Annotated in this window: 18 protein-coding genes; 16 read left to right on the plus strand and 2 right to left on the minus strand. The window is 36.2% G+C overall.

The window, feature by feature from the left end; genetic code table 11:
* Positions 1–11: 11 nt before the first annotated feature.
* From lit to DN392_RS20460, 4 genes are all read left to right on the plus strand, one after another.
* Positions 12–698: a lipoprotein intramolecular transacylase Lit gene (gene lit, locus DN392_RS20445; RefSeq protein WP_000739736.1), complete on the plus strand. Its 687-nt coding sequence runs from the start codon at positions 12–14 to the stop codon at positions 696–698.
* 107 nt (positions 699–805) lie between these two features.
* Positions 806–1,594: a sporulation protein YpjB gene (ypjB, locus tag DN392_RS20450; protein ID WP_000831596.1), complete on the plus strand. Its 789-nt coding sequence runs from the start codon at positions 806–808 to the stop codon at positions 1,592–1,594.
* 109 nt (positions 1,595–1,703) lie between these two features.
* Positions 1,704–2,387, plus strand: a complete 684-nt coding sequence (locus DN392_RS20455) for a zinc metallopeptidase (protein WP_075308939.1) — start codon at positions 1,704–1,706, stop codon at positions 2,385–2,387.
* A gap of 100 nt (positions 2,388–2,487) precedes the next feature.
* On the plus strand, positions 2,488–3,129 hold the full coding sequence (locus tag DN392_RS20460; RefSeq protein ID WP_064470758.1) for a uracil-DNA glycosylase: 642 nt from the start codon (positions 2,488–2,490) through the stop codon (positions 3,127–3,129).
* A 28-nt stretch (positions 3,130–3,157) separates the two neighbouring features.
* Here the strand turns inward: DN392_RS20460 and DN392_RS20465 are convergent, their stop codons facing one another.
* Positions 3,158–4,039 carry a YitT family protein gene (locus DN392_RS20465; protein ID WP_000203306.1) on the minus strand — a complete coding sequence of 294 codons (882 nt, stop codon included), beginning with the start codon at positions 4,037–4,039 and terminating at the stop codon, positions 3,158–3,160.
* 354 nt (positions 4,040–4,393) lie between these two features.
* On the opposite strand from DN392_RS20465, the gene DN392_RS20475 reads away from it, so the two are divergent.
* Genes DN392_RS20475 through DN392_RS20505 form a run of 7 tightly spaced genes read left to right on the plus strand, consistent with a single transcriptional unit; the run spans position 4,394 to position 9,948 of the window.
* The gene (locus DN392_RS20475) at positions 4,394–4,735 is read left to right on the plus strand and encodes a nucleotide pyrophosphohydrolase (protein ID WP_002108639.1); all 342 of its coding nucleotides are present in this window, start codon (positions 4,394–4,396) and stop codon (positions 4,733–4,735) included.
* Positions 4,735–5,535: a dihydrodipicolinate reductase gene (gene dapB, locus DN392_RS20480; protein WP_000658799.1), complete on the plus strand. Its 801-nt coding sequence runs from the start codon at positions 4,735–4,737 to the stop codon at positions 5,533–5,535. Before DN392_RS20475 ends, dapB begins: the two co-directional genes overlap by 1 nt.
* A 14-nt stretch (positions 5,536–5,549) precedes the next feature.
* Entirely contained in the window at positions 5,550–5,945 is a 396-nt protein-coding gene (mgsA, locus tag DN392_RS20485; protein ID WP_000684762.1) for a methylglyoxal synthase, read from the plus strand.
* Positions 5,946–5,956: 11 nt separating this feature from the next.
* On the plus strand, positions 5,957–6,661 hold the full coding sequence (gene bshB1, locus DN392_RS20490; protein ID WP_000015668.1) for a bacillithiol biosynthesis deacetylase BshB1: 705 nt from the start codon (positions 5,957–5,959) through the stop codon (positions 6,659–6,661).
* Positions 6,658–7,803, plus strand: a complete 1,146-nt coding sequence (gene bshA, locus DN392_RS20495; protein ID WP_000768318.1) for an N-acetyl-alpha-D-glucosaminyl L-malate synthase BshA — start codon at positions 6,658–6,660, stop codon at positions 7,801–7,803. Before bshB1 ends, bshA begins: the two co-directional genes overlap by 4 nt.
* The gene (locus tag DN392_RS20500; protein ID WP_088321471.1) at positions 7,790–8,983 is read left to right on the plus strand and encodes a CCA tRNA nucleotidyltransferase; all 1,194 of its coding nucleotides are present in this window, start codon (positions 7,790–7,792) and stop codon (positions 8,981–8,983) included. Before bshA ends, DN392_RS20500 begins: the two co-directional genes overlap by 14 nt.
* Positions 8,968–9,948 (plus strand): biotin--[acetyl-CoA-carboxylase] ligase, encoded by a 981-nt coding sequence (locus DN392_RS20505; RefSeq protein ID WP_088321470.1) that lies wholly within the window; start codon positions 8,968–8,970, stop codon positions 9,946–9,948. Before DN392_RS20500 ends, DN392_RS20505 begins: the two co-directional genes overlap by 16 nt.
* 26 nt (positions 9,949–9,974) lie before the next feature.
* Here the strand turns inward: DN392_RS20505 and DN392_RS20510 are convergent, their stop codons facing one another.
* The gene (locus tag DN392_RS20510; RefSeq protein WP_061672426.1) at positions 9,975–10,364 is read right to left on the minus strand and encodes a cupredoxin domain-containing protein; all 390 of its coding nucleotides are present in this window, start codon (positions 10,362–10,364) and stop codon (positions 9,975–9,977) included.
* 411 nt (positions 10,365–10,775) lie between these two features.
* Between DN392_RS20510 and panB the strand changes: the two genes are divergently transcribed.
* The 5 genes from panB to DN392_RS20535 all read left to right on the plus strand — a co-directional run bounded on the left by panB (position 10,776) and on the right by DN392_RS20535 (position 16,210).
* Positions 10,776–11,612 (plus strand): 3-methyl-2-oxobutanoate hydroxymethyltransferase, encoded by an 837-nt coding sequence (gene panB / locus DN392_RS20515; RefSeq protein WP_088321469.1) that lies wholly within the window; start codon positions 10,776–10,778, stop codon positions 11,610–11,612.
* Entirely contained in the window at positions 11,612–12,460 is an 849-nt protein-coding gene (panC, locus tag DN392_RS20520; protein ID WP_000707016.1) for a pantoate--beta-alanine ligase, read from the plus strand. The genes panB and panC overlap by 1 nt, the downstream gene beginning before the upstream one ends.
* 12 nt (positions 12,461–12,472) lie before the next feature.
* On the plus strand, positions 12,473–12,856 hold the full coding sequence (panD, locus tag DN392_RS20525; RefSeq protein WP_000490191.1) for an aspartate 1-decarboxylase: 384 nt from the start codon (positions 12,473–12,475) through the stop codon (positions 12,854–12,856).
* A gap of 128 nt (positions 12,857–12,984) precedes the next feature.
* The gene (gene dinG / locus DN392_RS20530) at positions 12,985–15,789 is read left to right on the plus strand and encodes an ATP-dependent DNA helicase DinG (RefSeq protein WP_000044945.1); all 2,805 of its coding nucleotides are present in this window, start codon (positions 12,985–12,987) and stop codon (positions 15,787–15,789) included.
* A gap of 250 nt (positions 15,790–16,039) precedes the next feature.
* Positions 16,040–16,210, plus strand: coding sequence for a YpmA family protein (locus DN392_RS20535; RefSeq protein WP_000358351.1), 171 nt, complete (start codon positions 16,040–16,042; stop codon positions 16,208–16,210).
* The last annotated feature ends 1 nt before the right edge of the window (position 16,211 follow it).

The following is a 16,211-nucleotide window of genomic DNA, read 5'->3' on the forward strand; positions in this document are numbered from 1 at the left end:
AGGGGGAGAAAATGAAGAAAAATAAGAGTGGTACAAAAATATTGGATCGATTGATTACTATAGTTGTTTCATATAGTATAGCATTTTCTATATTTGCACTCGCAACAACGGCGGTTGTATACGGAAAATGGCTATATTATTTTGAAATTGATTTTTTAAACATTCCAGATTTAGCGGATATGACGAAGGATGATATTAAAAGAAATTATGATGTGCTTATTACATATTTATCGCCGTTTTATGATGGAGCATTGCAGTTGCCAACATTAGATATGTCTACAAATGGCCGTATTCATTTTGTAGATGTTAAAAATATTTTAGTAAAGATTCAATATGTAATGTATGCGACAATTATGATTGCAATAATAGGCGGGATTTATTTATTAAAAAAGAAAAATGAAAAGTTTTTACTGCACGGATCAATTTTAACAATTATCTTACCGATCGCGCTCATGTTACCGATCGCTATTAATTTTGAAAAGAGTTTTGTATTATTCCATAAGCTGTTATTCAGTAATGATTATTGGATGTTTGATATTGAAACGGATCCAATTATATTAATGTTACCAGAAGAATTCTTTATGCATGCTGCGTGTGCAATTTTATTATTTATTTTATGTGGCAGCATACTTTGTTACAGCTTGTATAGATATTTCGTAAAAAAGAAAAGGATTTCAAAGGAAAAATTCTCTGTTTAAAGAGAATTTTTTTGTTTGTAAAACGATAATATATTTTTCGGTCCAGTTCTGTTCTATTCTTGTCCCAATTAACATATTTTGTACTAGTAGTTATAGGGGGGACCGTGATGAAGAGAACATTAATTGGATTGATAGCATTTCTAATTATAATGTTTCCGTTACGTATATATGCTGAAGAGTGGAGTGAACTAACAGGGTTGTTAGACGACTCATTACAATTAGTGAAGCGTAATGAAGATGAAAAAGCAGTACAAGTATTACAACATTTCTCGGAGCAGTTTGTCATAAAGGGGAATGAAAAGAAGCAAGAAGTAACGCCAGATCAAGTTAGAGTTATTTCTTTAGCTTACGACAAGGCGAAACAATCACTCGCGGAAACAGATTTAGGTAAACAAGTTAAAATTGATAATGTGTTAGCCCTACAGCTCGCTGTTGATGCGAAAGTGTCGAAATATCAACCACTTTGGATGGAAAGAGAAAAAAAAGTAATGGGTGCCTTTTCTCAAATGGAAAAAGCGATGAAAAAAGAAGATACGGGACAGTTTCAACAAACGTTAAACACATTTTTACATGAATTTAATATTATTTATCCAAGCTTAATGATTGCTTTGCCAGAAAACGAAGTGCAGCGTGTAAATGCCCATTTATCTTATTTGGATGAATTTCGTAACGTTATGTTAAAAACGAAAGGTGGGCAAATGCAATTAGGAATCATTAAAGGGGATTTGCAAAAAATATTTCACACAGTAAAAAAAGATGAAATTGCACCCTCTCTCATTTGGTTTATGACAATTACTGGAGGTCTTATTTTATTCACATTAACTTATGTTGGATGGAGAAAGTATAAAGGAGAGAGAGAAAAAAGAAAAAGTAATGTACACTCTAAAAATAGATAATGCAATAAATAAAGATATGGATTGTAAGGTTTATTCATTGACAATGATGTCAGAAGAAAATAGAATGAGAAGTACTATAATTAAAACTTCAATGGAGGTTCAAAGGTTCATGATGTTTTATTTAATTTACTTCGCGATCATAATGATCATACCGTTGTATGCACAGTCAAAAGTACGTAGTGCCTATAGCAAGTATTCACAAGTTTATTCAACATCAGGTATGACAGGAGCGGAAGTGGCTCGAAAGATTTTAGATGAAAATGGATTATACAACGTAGCTGTAGAAGAAACACCAGGTCATTTATCAGACCATTATGATCCAACTGCCAAAACAGTTCGATTATCAACAGATAACTATTACGGTCATTCAGTTGCTGGTACAGCAGTAGCAGCACACGAAGTAGGACACGCAATTCAAGATGCAAAAGATTATAACTTTATGCGTATTCGTCATTCGTTAGTGCCTGTGGCGAATTTTGGATCGAATATATCATGGGTATTTATTATGATTGGTATATTTGCGACAATGTCAAAACTATTGTTATTAGGAATTATTTTAATGGCAGCAGGTGTTGTGTTCCAACTCGTTACATTACCAGTTGAGTTTGATGCATCAAAGCGTGCAATGCAACAAATTGAAGCGTTAGGTATCGTATCAACAGATGAATATGGGCAAGCTCGTAAAGTATTAAATGCGGCAGCATTAACATATGTAGCGGCTGCAGCTGTTGCAGTATTTGAATTATTACGTCTCGTATTAATGTATACTGGTATGCAGCGTAGCGACGACTAAAGACTATCAATTTTGATAGTCTTTTTTGTTTTGTGGATTGAATTATATAATGTATTGCAAATAGAAATAATAGAAGTAATACGGAAAGGCGGTGGGGAAAATGAAATATCCAAGCCATTTAGTAAAACAAGTGAAAGAACAAAGTGCTCCTTATCAGCTAGAAGGTTTCTTAAGTGGACAAGGTCCTGAAAATCCGAAATTTATGTTGTTAGGAGAAGCGCCTGGTGAAACAGAAATTCATAATGGGATTCCGTTTAGCGGGAGGGCGGGAAAACAACTAATGGATTTTTTAGAGCGTATTCAAGTTAAAAGGGAAGAAGTATATATCACGAGCGCTGTTCGAAGTAGACCATATAAGTGGCGAGAGAAAAAAGAACGAAATGGTGAAATCATACAGAAAAAGTATAATAGAACGCCAAATCAAGGAGAAATACTTGCCCATGCCCCTTTGTTAGATTATGAATTAGAGAAAATAAACCCGAAGCTTATCGTTACACTTGGAAATATCGGCCTTCAACGTTTAACGGGGAAAAATAAAAAAATTACAGATGTGCACGGACAATTATTAATACAGTCCATTCAAAAATTAAAGGATATGCAAAGTGCAGAGTTTACATGGTCAGAGAAAGAATATCATATTTTCCCGACTTTTCATCCTGCTTCCATTTTTTATAATAGGAGTTTATTGGAGGTTATTTATGAGGATTTAGAGAAACTTAAAAAATATGTAATAAAAAACTAGAAAAGCTAGAGAGCTTTTCTAGTTGCGTTTATTTATGTAAAGGATTTTTATTTTCATCTAACGTAAAACCTTCACCAACTACATCATGTACATCACTTACAGCAACAAAGGCATGAGGATCTACAGAAGTAATAATATTTTTTAATTTCACGATTTCATTTTTAGCAACAACGCAATATAATACGTTCCGTTCCACTTTTGTATACGATCCAACAGCTTTTAAAAAAGTAGCTCCGCGTTCCATATCAGATAAAATTTTGGCAGCAATTTCATCGTTTTTATCTGAGATAATAGTTGCTCCTTTTGCCGCATAGGCTCCTTCTTGCATAAAATCAATGACTTTCGCCCCGATAAAAACAGCAACTAACGTATACATGCCCTCGCGGTATGATAAATAGGTAAGAATAGAGACGATAATGACGATAGCATCAAACATAAACATCGTTTTCCCCATACTCCAGCCAACATATTTATGAGCGAGTCTCGCGATAATATCTACACCGCCAGTAGTCCCGCCATATTTAAATATTATTCCAAGACCGACACCGATAAATGCCCCGGCGAATAAAGCCGCGAGTGTCATATCATTTTGTAAGTTTAAATGTAAGTTGAGAACTTCGTAACGTTGAAAAATCCATAGAAATAAAGATACGCTGAAGGTGCCGATTAGTGTATAGATAAATGTCGTTCTTCCAAGTAACTTCCAACCGATAAAAAATATAGGGATATTTAAAATTAAGTTTGAATAAGAAGGATCAAACTTAAATAGAAAATACAATAATAGTGTAATACCGGTAAATCCACCTTCTGCAAGGTGATTTTCAATATTGATATTCACAATACCGAAAGAAAAAATAGCGGAACCGATTAAAATGAAAATGATATTTCGAATCTTCAAATTTGATGTCATATAGAAATCCTCCTAATTATGTAAATGGCATTGCTCCGCTGATACGGTAAAACATAATGATAAGTAATTTCTAGCTTTTAGTAAAAATAGTGAAGGCTATAAAAAACCGCAAAAGAAAGTTTCACTTTACCCCGTTCCAACGGCTGGTAGGGGATAAAGCTCTGAAGGAGGGCAAACCAGCCGTTGGAACCCAATTGGTTCGGGCTGATCTTTTGCAAAAACCGCAAAAGAAAGTTTCACTTTATTATATTCTATCTAAAAAGGGGGCGCAAATAGGTGTTTTGCAGGGAATAATATTTGTCAAATCGCGATGAATTGGCTAACATGAAAGAGGAAGGATTAGAGGTGAATTGTATGGAAGCAAAAACGATGAAGGATATGCAGAAAGAAGTAGATGCATATATTGGTCAGTTTAAAGAAGGTTATTTCAGTCCACTTGCAATGATGGCTCGTTTAACGGAAGAAATGGGGGAGCTTGCGAGAGAGGTAAATCATTATTATGGTGAGAAACCGAAGAAAACAACTGAAAAAGAACGTAGTATTGAAGAAGAGCTTGGAGATGTATTATTTGTTATGATTTGTATGGCAAATAGTTTAAATATTGATTTAGAAACAGCACATAACATTGTAATGAATAAATTTAATACTCGCGATAAAGATCGCTGGACACGTATTGATGAGGGAGAGAAAGAATAATGAAAGAAATTAAAGTAATTATCGCTGGACCAAGAGGACGTATGGGACATGAAGCAGTCCTTCTTATGGAAAGAACGGAACATTTTAATTTAGTAGCTGCAGTGGATTATAAGCATGGGGGAGAGAAAATCTCTGATTTACCGGGCATGCCTGCGCTAGATGCACCTATTTACGCAGATTTACATACTTGTTTAGAGGAAGTAGAAGCTGATGTGTTGTTAGATTTAACAACGCCAGAAGTTGGGAAACAACACGTTACACTAGCAGTTGAGCGTGGACTTCGTTCTGTTATTGGTACAACTGGATTTACAGAAGAAGAACTAAAGCAATTAACAGAGAATGCGAAAGAAAAAGCAGTAGGAACAATTATCGCTCCAAACTTTGCAATTGGTGCAGTTCTTATGATGAAATTCTCACAAATGGCAGCGAAGTACTTCCAAGATGTTGAAGTAATTGAATTGCATCATGATCAAAAATTAGATGCACCATCTGGTACAGCTGTCAAAACAGTAGAGCTAATTCGTCAAAACCGTGAATCAAAGCAGCAAGGTCATCCGAATGAAGTAGAGCAATTAGAAGGTGCTCGTGGTGCAAATGTAGACGGCATTCACATTCATAGTGTACGTTTACCAGGTCTTATTGCACACCAAGAAGTAATGTTTGGTGGAGATGGACAAATGTTAACAGTTCGTCATGATTCATTCAATCGTGCATCCTTTATGTCAGGTGTAAAACTATCAATTGATACAGTAATGAACCTTGATCATCTTGTGTACGGATTAGAAAATATTATCGACTAAAGGGGAGAAAACGGATGAAAATTGCCTTAATCGCACATGACAAAAAGAAAAATGATATGGTTTCGTTTGCGTATGCATATAAACCAATTTTTGAACAACATGAACTTTTTGCAACAGGGACGACAGGACTTCGTATTATGGAGGCAACTGGTTTAGTTGTAACAAGATTTCAGTCGGGTCCTCTTGGTGGCGATCAAGAAATTGGTGCCATGATTGCAAAAAACGATATGGATATGGTGATTTTTTTCCGAGATCCACTAACTGCTCAGCCGCATGAACCAGATGTAAATGCATTGCTTCGTTTATGTGATGTATATGCGATTCCACTTGCAACGAATATGGCAAGTGCTGAAATGTTAATGCACGCATTAGAGCGAGGAGATTTAGATTACCGCAAGTTTAGAAAATGAGGGGAACAATTATGAGTGGATTACATATATTAGCGTTTGGTGCTCATGCCGATGATGTTGAAATCGGCATGGCTGGTACCATTGCTAAATATACGAAGCAAGGGTATGAAGTAGGTATTTGTGATTTAACAGAAGCTGACCTTTCTTCTAATGGAACGATAGAATTGAGAAAAGAAGAAGCAAAGGCGGCAGCTCGTATAATGGGAGTAAAAACGAGACTGAATTTAGCGATGCCAGACCGTGGTTTGTATATGAAAGAAGAGTATATACGTGAAATTGTAAAGGTGATTCGTACATATAAACCAAAACTAGTTTTTGCGCCGTATTATGAAGATCGTCATCCAGATCATGCAAATTGTGCAAAACTTGTGGAAGAAGCTATTTTTTCAGCGGGAATTCGTAAATATATGCCAGAGGTTTCGCCACATCGCGTGGAGTCTTTTTATTATTATATGATTAATGGTTTTCATAAACCGAATTTTTGTATAGATATAAGTGAGTACCTTTCTATAAAAGTGGAAGCATTAGAAGCATATGAAAGTCAGTTTTTAACAGGTAGTGATGGTGTGAAAACGCCGTTAACAGAAGGTTACGTTGAAACTGTGGTCGCTCGAGAAAAAATGTTTGGAAAAGAAGTTGGAGTCTTATATGCCGAGGGATTTAAGAGTAAGAAACCGGTTTTATTACATGCTGATTTAGTAGGGGGATGTAAATGAAATTAAAAATAGGTATTACATGTTATCCTTCTGTAGGTGGTTCTGGAGTTGTTGGAACAGAATTAGGAAAGCAATTAGCGGAACGCGGGCATGAAATACACTTTATTACATCGGGTTTACCATTCCGATTAAATAAAGTGTATCCAAACATTTATTTTCATGAAGTGACGGTAAGTCAATACTCTGTATTTCAATATCCACCATACGATTTAGCGTTAGCGAGTAAAATGGCAGAGGTTGCACAAAGAGAGAACCTAGATATTTTACATGTGCATTACGCAATACCACATGCCATTTGTGCTTATTTAGCAAAACAAATGATTGGGGAGCGTATTAAAATTGTTACAACTTTGCATGGAACAGATATTACTGTGTTAGGTTCCGACCCTTCGCTAAATAATTTAATTCGTTTTGGTATTGAGCAATCTGATGTTGTGACGGCTGTCTCGCATTCATTGATTAGCGAAACGCATGAGCTTGTAAAACCAAATAAAAACATTCAAACGGTATATAACTTTATAGACGAGCGTGTATATTTCAAGCGTGATATGTCTCAATTAAAGAAAGAATACGGTATAAGTGAGAGTGAAAAGATACTAATTCATATTTCAAATTTCCGTAAAGTGAAACGCGTGCAAGATGTTGTTCAGGCATTTGCTAAAGTTGTTACAGAAGTAGATGCGAAGTTGCTTCTTGTTGGAGATGGACCAGAATTTTGCACGATTTTACAGTTAGTGAAAAATTTACATATTGAAGATCGCGTCTTATTCTTAGGGAAGCAAGATAATGTTGCAGAGCTACTTGCAATGAGTGATTTAATGTTGCTTCTATCAGAGAAGGAGAGTTTTGGTCTTGTTTTATTAGAAGCGATGGCGTGTGGTGTGCCTTGTATCGGAACAAGGGTTGGAGGTATTCCAGAAGTCATTCAACATGGTGAAACAGGATATTTATGTGAAGTTGGCAATCCAGCAGGAGTGGCAAATCAAGCCATTCAGCTATTAAAGGATGAAGAACTTCACCGTAATATGGGAGAGCGAGCAAGAGCAAGTGTTTACGAGCAGTTCCGCTCTGAAAAAATCGTCTCACAATATGAAACGATTTACTACGATGTACTAAGGGATGACAAAAATGGAAATATTTAAAAAAGCTAGTTCTATTATTGAGACTTTAAAGCAACAAGGACATGAGGCCTACTTTGTCGGCGGAAGCGTACGAGATCTTATTATCGATAGGCCGATTGGAGATATTGATATTGCGACATCTGCTTTACCAGAAGAAGTGATGGCTATATTTCCAAGACATGTTCCTGTTGGTCTTGAGCATGGAACTGTAATTGTGGTAGAAAATGGTGAACCTTATGAGGTAACCACTTTTCGAACAGAGAGCGAATATGAAGATTTTCGAAGACCTAGTAGTGTTCAATTTGTTCGTTCATTAGAAGAGGATTTAAAACGTCGTGATTTCACAATGAATGCAATTGCGATGACAGAAGAAGGCAAAATGGTTGATTTATTTGCTGGACAGCAAGCGATTCAAAAGAGAGAAATTGTGACGGTTGGCAATGCTGCGGATCGTTTTCAAGAAGACGCCCTGCGAATGATGCGTGGTATTCGTTTCGTAAGTACGTTAGGTTTTTCTTTAGAAATGAAAACGAAACAAGCAATAGAAACATATGGACATTTGCTAGAATATATTGCAATTGAGCGAATTACAGTGGAGTTTGAGAAACTGTTAACTGGTACATATTGCGTGAAGGGCTTGCAAGAATTAGTAGAAACGAAGCTATTTTCTCATCTACCATATTTACAGATGTCAGAAGAGAGATTGTTAAAAGCTACGCAGTATAACTGGGATTCTTTTGAAACGGATATTGAGGCATGGGCATTTTTCTTATATTGTATTGGAGAAGAGCATCCATCTGTCTTTTTACGTCAATGGAAGTTTTCGAATAAAAAAATAAAAGATATCGTTGCAGTTTTATTAACAATCCGTACGAGAAAGGAGAAGGATTGGGATACAGTTCTTCTTTATAAAACGGGAATTCATATCGCTGAAATGGCAGAAAGAGTATATGAAGCGATGATTGAAAGCTATGATAATACATCTGTTAAACGGGTACAAACGTTGTTTGAAAAATTGCCAATAAAGAGTCGCCAAGAAATGAATGTGACTGGGAATGATTTATTAAACTGGGCAAATAAAAAGCCTGGTCCGTGGGTTGCTGAAATGATTCAAAAAATTGAAGAAGCAATCGTACAAGGAAACGTAGGTAATGAGAAAGAGTGTATAAGGGAGTGGCTGCAAGAATGCAATCTACTATAAGAAAGCAGTTATTGCAAGTTTTTTCAGAAGCGGATGGCGCGTTTGTATCTGGCCAAACGATTAGTGATAAACTTGGTTGTTCAAGAACCGCTGTGTGGAAACATATGGAGGACCTTCGGAATGAGGGATATGAACTTGAAGCTGTGCGTCGATTAGGTTATCGAATTGCGAGTAAGCCAGACAAAGTGACTGCTAATGAAATTCAGTTAGGGTTACAAACGAAACATATTGGTAGAACGGTATATTTTGAAGAGTCTGTTGAATCTACGCAGCATATTGCAGCAAAACTTGCTTATGAATGTGCAGAAGAAGGAACGATTGTTGTGGCAGAAGAACAAACAGCCGGCAGAGGTCGTTTAAGCAGGAAATGGCATTCACCAAAAGGAACAGGAATTTGGATGAGTATTATTTTACGTCCATCAATCCCGGTTCATCATGCACCACAACTTACTTTATTAGCGGCTGTTAGCGTTGCACAAGCAATTGAAAAGTGCACGGGTGTAAACGTAGGAATAAAATGGCCGAATGATATTTTAATTCAAGGTAAAAAGGCTGTAGGTATATTAACAGAAATGCAGGCAGATCCTGATAAAATTAATGCTGTCATTATGGGCATTGGTATTAATGCGAATCAAAAGCAAGAACATTTTGATGAGGAAATTCAACATATTGCTACTTCTTTAGCGATTGAATCCGGTGAGCCAATTGTTCGTGCAGAGCTTATGCAACAAATCTTTTTACAACTAGAAAAATTATATGAAGAGTATTTACAAAATGGTTTCTCTGTCATTAAAATTCTTTGGGAAAGTTACGCTGTGAGCATCGGGAAAGAAATTACCGCTCGAACGATGAGAGAGACAATTACAGGGGTAGCAAAAGGAATTACAGAGGATGGTGTATTGCTTCTGGAGGACCATGAAGGGAAAGTACATCACATTCATTCTGCGGATATCGAAATTAAGTAAAAGAAGTTCCTTTTTGGAACTTCTTTTTATTTGACTATTACTTTGCCTTCCATTCCTTTAAGAAGATGGTACCGGCATATTAATTCATATGTACCAGTATTTTTAGGTTTCACGGTAATGTTTTTTTCTTTTCCTGACTCGACTATGACATCAATGCCGAGTTTTTTTACTGTAAAGGTGTGTTCATTCTTACCTTTGTTTTTTAATAACAATGTTGTTGACTCTTCAATTGGAATGGTGATGACGTTTGGATGAAAGTAATCATCATTCAGTTCGACCTCAATTACTTTCGTTGAATCGATAAGTTGTGTTACGACGTTAACTGAGGCAAATGCATGGAAGGAGCTAAAAGTTATCATCCCTACAAGCATCAGAAGCAAACCGGTGAATGGAAATAACCATTTGTTCATAAACATTCGCAATTCTCCTTTTGTAAGTACGTTTCTCAATTAACCTGCATCATTAGTTTAAGAGTTATACGAGGCATTTTAAACAAAGCTTTATCTTTCTATGATTGAGTTATTTATAAAAAAATTTCACATAGCTTAATGGAAATAAAAAATTATTTTTTCAAAAAAATGTAGTAATTCCTTTTTGGAGTTTGCTATAATTAGTTCGAATGTGGGCAGTATCAGAGCGAACTGCACCATGATTCGAAGCAATACGAAAAATAATAACTTGGATTCTGCCTTGATCCAATAACGGACTGGGACAGAGGGATGAATAATGCCGACTAACACACAACCCTTCTGCCCTTTTATGGCCAGAGGGGTTTTTTTATATGATTTCGGCCATCTCCTCTCTCCTGTATAAAGGAGGAGTAGTTTTTGAAAACAAAAACAGATTTTTTGAAGATGAAAGAGCAAGGTGAGCCGATTGCGATGCTAACGGCGTATGATTATCCATCTGCTAAGTTAGCAGAAGAAGCTGAAGTTGATATGATTCTAGTTGGAGATTCCCTTGGGATGGTTGTGCTCGGCTACGATTCAACAGTACCTGTAACAGTAGAGGATATGATTCATCATACGAAAGCTGTACGCCGAGGAGCGAAAGAGACGTTTATTGTAACTGATATGCCATTTATGTCGTATCATGTTTCTCCTCAAGATACGATGGTGAATGCACGCCGCATTGTTCAAGAGAGTGGTGCTCATGCACTGAAGGTAGAAGGTGCAGGGGAAGTGGTATCAACTATTCATTACTTGACGAATGCGGGAATTCCTGTCGTGGCACACTTAGGCTTAACTCCTCAATCTGTAGGAGTACTAGGTGGGTATAAAGTACAAGGAAAAGATGCTGAAAGTGCAAAAAAATTAATAGAAGATGCGAAGAGATGTGAGGAAGCTGGTGCGATAGCGCTTGTGTTAGAATGTGTGCCAATGCAGTTAGCGGAATTAATTTCGAAGCAACTAACAATTCCGACGATTGGAATTGGAGCAGGGAAAAAAGTAGATGGGCAAGTACTTGTTTATCATGATCTTATCTCATACGGCGTAAATCGTGTTCCGAAATTTGTAAAGCAATATACGTCTGTTCAAGAGGAGATTGTGCGAGGGATTTCACAATACGTTACTGAAGTAAAGACAGGACAATTTCCAGAAGAAAAACATTCATTCACAATGAAAGAGGAAGAATGCTTAGCGTTATACGGAGGAAAACAATAATGAAAATCGTAACTACAGTGCAAGAGATGCAGCAAATTACAAACGAACTTCGTATAAGTGGAAAAAGTATTGGTTTTGTTCCAACGATGGGTTATTTACATGAAGGTCATGCGACTTTATTACGTAAGGCAAGAGCAGAAAATGAAATTGTAGTTTTAAGCGTGTTTGTCAATCCACTACAGTTTGGGCCAAATGAAGATTTAGATCGATACCCTCGTGATATGGATAGAGATGAAAATGTAGCAAAAGAAAACGGTGTAGATTATTTATTTTATCCGAGCGTAGAAGAAATGTATCCAGCAGAACAAACGACAACAGTAGCAGTTGTGAAACGTACCGATGTATTATGTGGCAAACAAAGACCTGGTCATTTCGCTGGAGTTGCGACTGTACTAATGAAACTATTTAATATTACATTGCCAACGCGTGCTTATTTCGGTATGAAAGATGCACAGCAAGTTGCTGTCATTGAAGGATTTGTCGCTGATTTTAATATTCCGGTTACGATCGTACCAGTGGATATTGTAAGGGAAGTAGATGGATTAGCGAAAAGTTCTCGTAACGTGTATTTATCACAAGAAGAGCGTGAAGAGGCTCCTCATTTATACCGCAGTCTATGTAAAGCGAAAGAAAGAATTGAAGCAGGCGAATGTAATGCAGAAATCATTACAACTCTTGTGAAAGAGTATATTGAGACGTATACGAAAGGCACTGTAGATTATGCTGATTTATATGCCTATCCTTCACTACAAGTAATAGATAAAATTGAAGGACGAATGATTTTAGCAATTGCAGTTAAATTTGAGAATGTACGATTAATTGACAATATAACATTAACGGTTAAATAAGGGGGAGCATCTATGTTTCGCACAATGATGAGAGCGAAGTTACATCGCGCTACGGTAACAGAAGCAAATTTAAATTATGTAGGTAGTATTACAATTGATGAAGATTTAATGGATGCAGTAAATCTTGTAGAAAATGAAAAAGTACAAATTGTAAATAACAATAATGGTGCGCGCTTAGAGACATATGTTATTAAAGGAGAACGCGGTAGCGGTGTTGTTTGTTTAAATGGTGCAGCTGCAAGGCTTGTACAGCCAGGGGATAAAGTTATTATTATTTGCTACGGTTTAGTGGCAGAAGAAAATATTCATAACCAAGAGCCGAAAATTGCAGTATTAGACGATGATAATCAAATTATCCAAATGTTAGGCGCTGAAAAAGCGGGTACGATATTATAAGTAAGAAGGCTATCTCTATTACGGAGGTAGCTTTTTTGTGCATCTTTTCATTAAGATGAGATAAAACGTGGTATAGTAACATTATATAATTTTGCGTTTGATAGGTAAGAAATTGAGGTGTTACATATATGAGTAAGCGTTATGTCGTTGTGGATTTAGAGACGACAGGGAACTCCTGGAAGGACGGGAAGGATAAAATTACCCAAATCGCAGCTGTTGTAGTGGAAGATGGAGAGATATTAGAGATTTTTTCATCTTTTATTAATCCGAAGAGAGAGATTCCGCCATTTATTACAGAATTAACAGGGATTGATGAGAGTATGGTTAAGCAAGCCCCGTTATTTCAAGATGTAGCCCCGATGGTTGTTGAGCTATTGCAAGGTGCAGCTTTCGTTGCACATAACGTTCACTTTGATTGGAATTTTTTAACGGAAGAATTAAGGCAGGCTGGATATACAGAAGTACATTGTCCGAAAGTTGATACAGTTGAGTTGGCGCAAATTCTTTTGCCGACGGCTGATAGTTATAAATTACGTGATTTAGCTAAACAACATGAATTAGAGCACGATCAACCGCATCGTGCGGATAGTGATGCTCTTGCAACAGCGGAATTATTTTTACAATTTTTAAATGAAATTGAAAAGTTACCACTTGTCACCTTGCAATCGCTCTATGAATTGAGCGATGTTTTTCAAAGTGATATAGCGGATGTACTTTCTGAAAATATTTTAAAGAAAATGATGCATGGTAGAAAAGCGGCAGAGGGGTATGAAGTGTATCGAAATATTGCGCTTCGAAAACGGAATTATGCTTTAAATCTCAGTGAAACATGTTCATCTAAATTTGATGCTTTCTTGCATAAGGCAATCGATAACCTGGAATTGAATATGCCAAAGTTTGAAAAAAGAGAAAGCCAACAGATTATGATGAAGGAAATATATACAGCACTAAGAGATTCTAGGTTTTCACTAATTGAAGCAGGAACAGGAACAGGGAAGACTCTTGCATATTTACTTCCAAGTATTTATTTTGCAACGAAAAAAGAAGAACCTGTCATCATAAGTACCCAAACAGTACAACTGCAACAACAAATATTAGAAAAAGAAATTCCATTATTACAGAAAATAATGCCATTTTCATTTGAAGTAGCTCTTTTGAAAGGAAGAAAGCATTATCTTTGTCTACATAAATTTGAATATGCTTTGCAAGAGGAAGAGAAAAATTATGATATGGCGCTCACAAAGGCAAAAATTTTAGTGTGGTTATTGCAAACAGAAACTGGCGATCGTGATGAATTAAATATTCCTGAGGGCGGAAAGTTACTTTGGAACCGCATTTGTAGTGATGTACATAGTCCAGGCGGGATGCAAAGCAACTGGTATAGCCGTTGTTTTTATCAACGAGCAAAGAATAAAGCATTATTTGCAGATATCGTTATTACAAATCATGCGTTATTATTTCAAGATTTTTCAAGTGAAGAACCACTATTTGCTTCATGTGAACATATTATTTTTGATGAAGCTCATCATATCGAGGAAGCGGCGAGTAGAACATTAGGTGAACAGTTCTCCTGTATGTATTTTCAATTAGTTTTATCTCGTCTTGGTACGCTAGAAACAGATGATGTACTTTCTAAAGTATATAAAATGATGAAAAAATCAGAGCAAGCCTCTCGTTCGACTTTCCGTATGGTGAGTCATAGTTTGAAGGAATTGAAATTTGATGCGGATGAGCTATTCCAAATGTTACGTGCTTTCATCTTTAAACAAACAAAGCAGGAACAAGGGATAAGCAATATGCCACTCATTTATCGATATAACACGGAAGTAGAGAAAGGTAAGTTATGGGATAGCATTACCGAGTTAACAAATCGTTTTGTATACGATGTAAGAAAATTATTGACTACACTTGAGAAGCAAGTTGATATATTGCAAAGTAAATTAGAATGGGAGATGCATGTTGTTACAGGTGAATTTATGCATTTAATTGAGTTGTTGAGAAAGATGGAACAATCTTTACAATTACTCATTTTAGAAAAAAATTCATACGTGACATGGATGGAGACTGAAACGAAGGGAACAATTCATTCAACCGTTTTATATGCACAGCCTGTTCATATTGGTGAAAGGCTTGCGGATGAATTTTTAACACAGAAAAAGAGTGTTATTTTCACATCAGCAACGTTAACAGTAAACGATTCATTTGACTATATAAAAGAGGAGCTAGGTTTACATGATTTTGCTCCCAATACATTACAGGTTCCATCACCATTCCGTTTTGAAGAACAGATGAAATTAATGGTTTCAACAGATGTGCCTTTTATTAAGCAAGCAAGTAATGAAGAATATATTGAATCTGTATCGGCACATATTGCAAAAATAGCGAAAGCTACAAAAGGTAGAATGCTTGTTTTATTCACTTCGTATGAAATGTTGAAAGAAGCGTATACGAATTTGAAAAATGATGAAGAATTAGAGGGGTATTTATTATTAACGCAAAGTGTAAATAATAAGAGCCGAAGTCGTCTCATTCGTAAATTTCAAGAGTTCGACAAATCGATTTTGTTAGGAACAAGTAGTTTTTGGGAAGGGATAGATATACCTGGAGATGCCCTTAGTTGTCTTGTTATTGTACGGCTTCCCTTTACGCCTCCTCATCAACCGATGATGGAAGCAAAAGGAGAGTGTTTAAAAAATCAAGGAGAGGACGTATTCGCTAAGTTAGCACTCCCGCAAGCAATCTTGCGTTTCAAACAAGGATTTGGTCGTCTGATTAGAACAAGTACAGATACCGGAACAGTATTTGTATTAGACCGTCGTTTGATAAGCGCTTCTTATGGAAAACGTTTTTTACAATCAATCCCAACTGTTCCGCTTTATGAAGGCCCTCTAGAAGAATTATTAGAACAATTAAAGGCATGGCCAAATAAATAAAATTGGAAGAAAAATACGCCTGAAGTACATTTAAGCTTCAGGCGTAAAAAATGTGGGTAGGAGGAATTTTATTTTTCTTACTTCTTGTATACAAAATGTATTGGTTTTCGACTTGAAACCTTTTTTTGCAGTACATGTCCTGCTATAATAGATGGGTGATGAAGCAGGGGTTGTAAAGAATGTACTCTTATTGTAACCGTATTGCGTTCTTCTATAATTAGAAATTTTTGTGTAACGGAGGAGTTTTTTCATGGATAAGAAAATCGAAGTCCTATCAACGACGCGTATTAAATATTCGTCTGACTTGTATAAAATTGTTGATAGTTTGAATCGTACGTTAAAAGAACAGGACCTCATGTTCGGATTAGCATTAGACGAAAAAGATAAAGAAATAGCTGTATTTACGATTTACAGAACGTAGT

Origin of the sequence: Bacillus sp. BB51/4 (assembly GCF_008368845.1) — a bacterium.
GTDB lineage: Bacteria > Bacillota > Bacilli > Bacillales > Bacillaceae_G > Bacillus_A > Bacillus_A wiedmannii.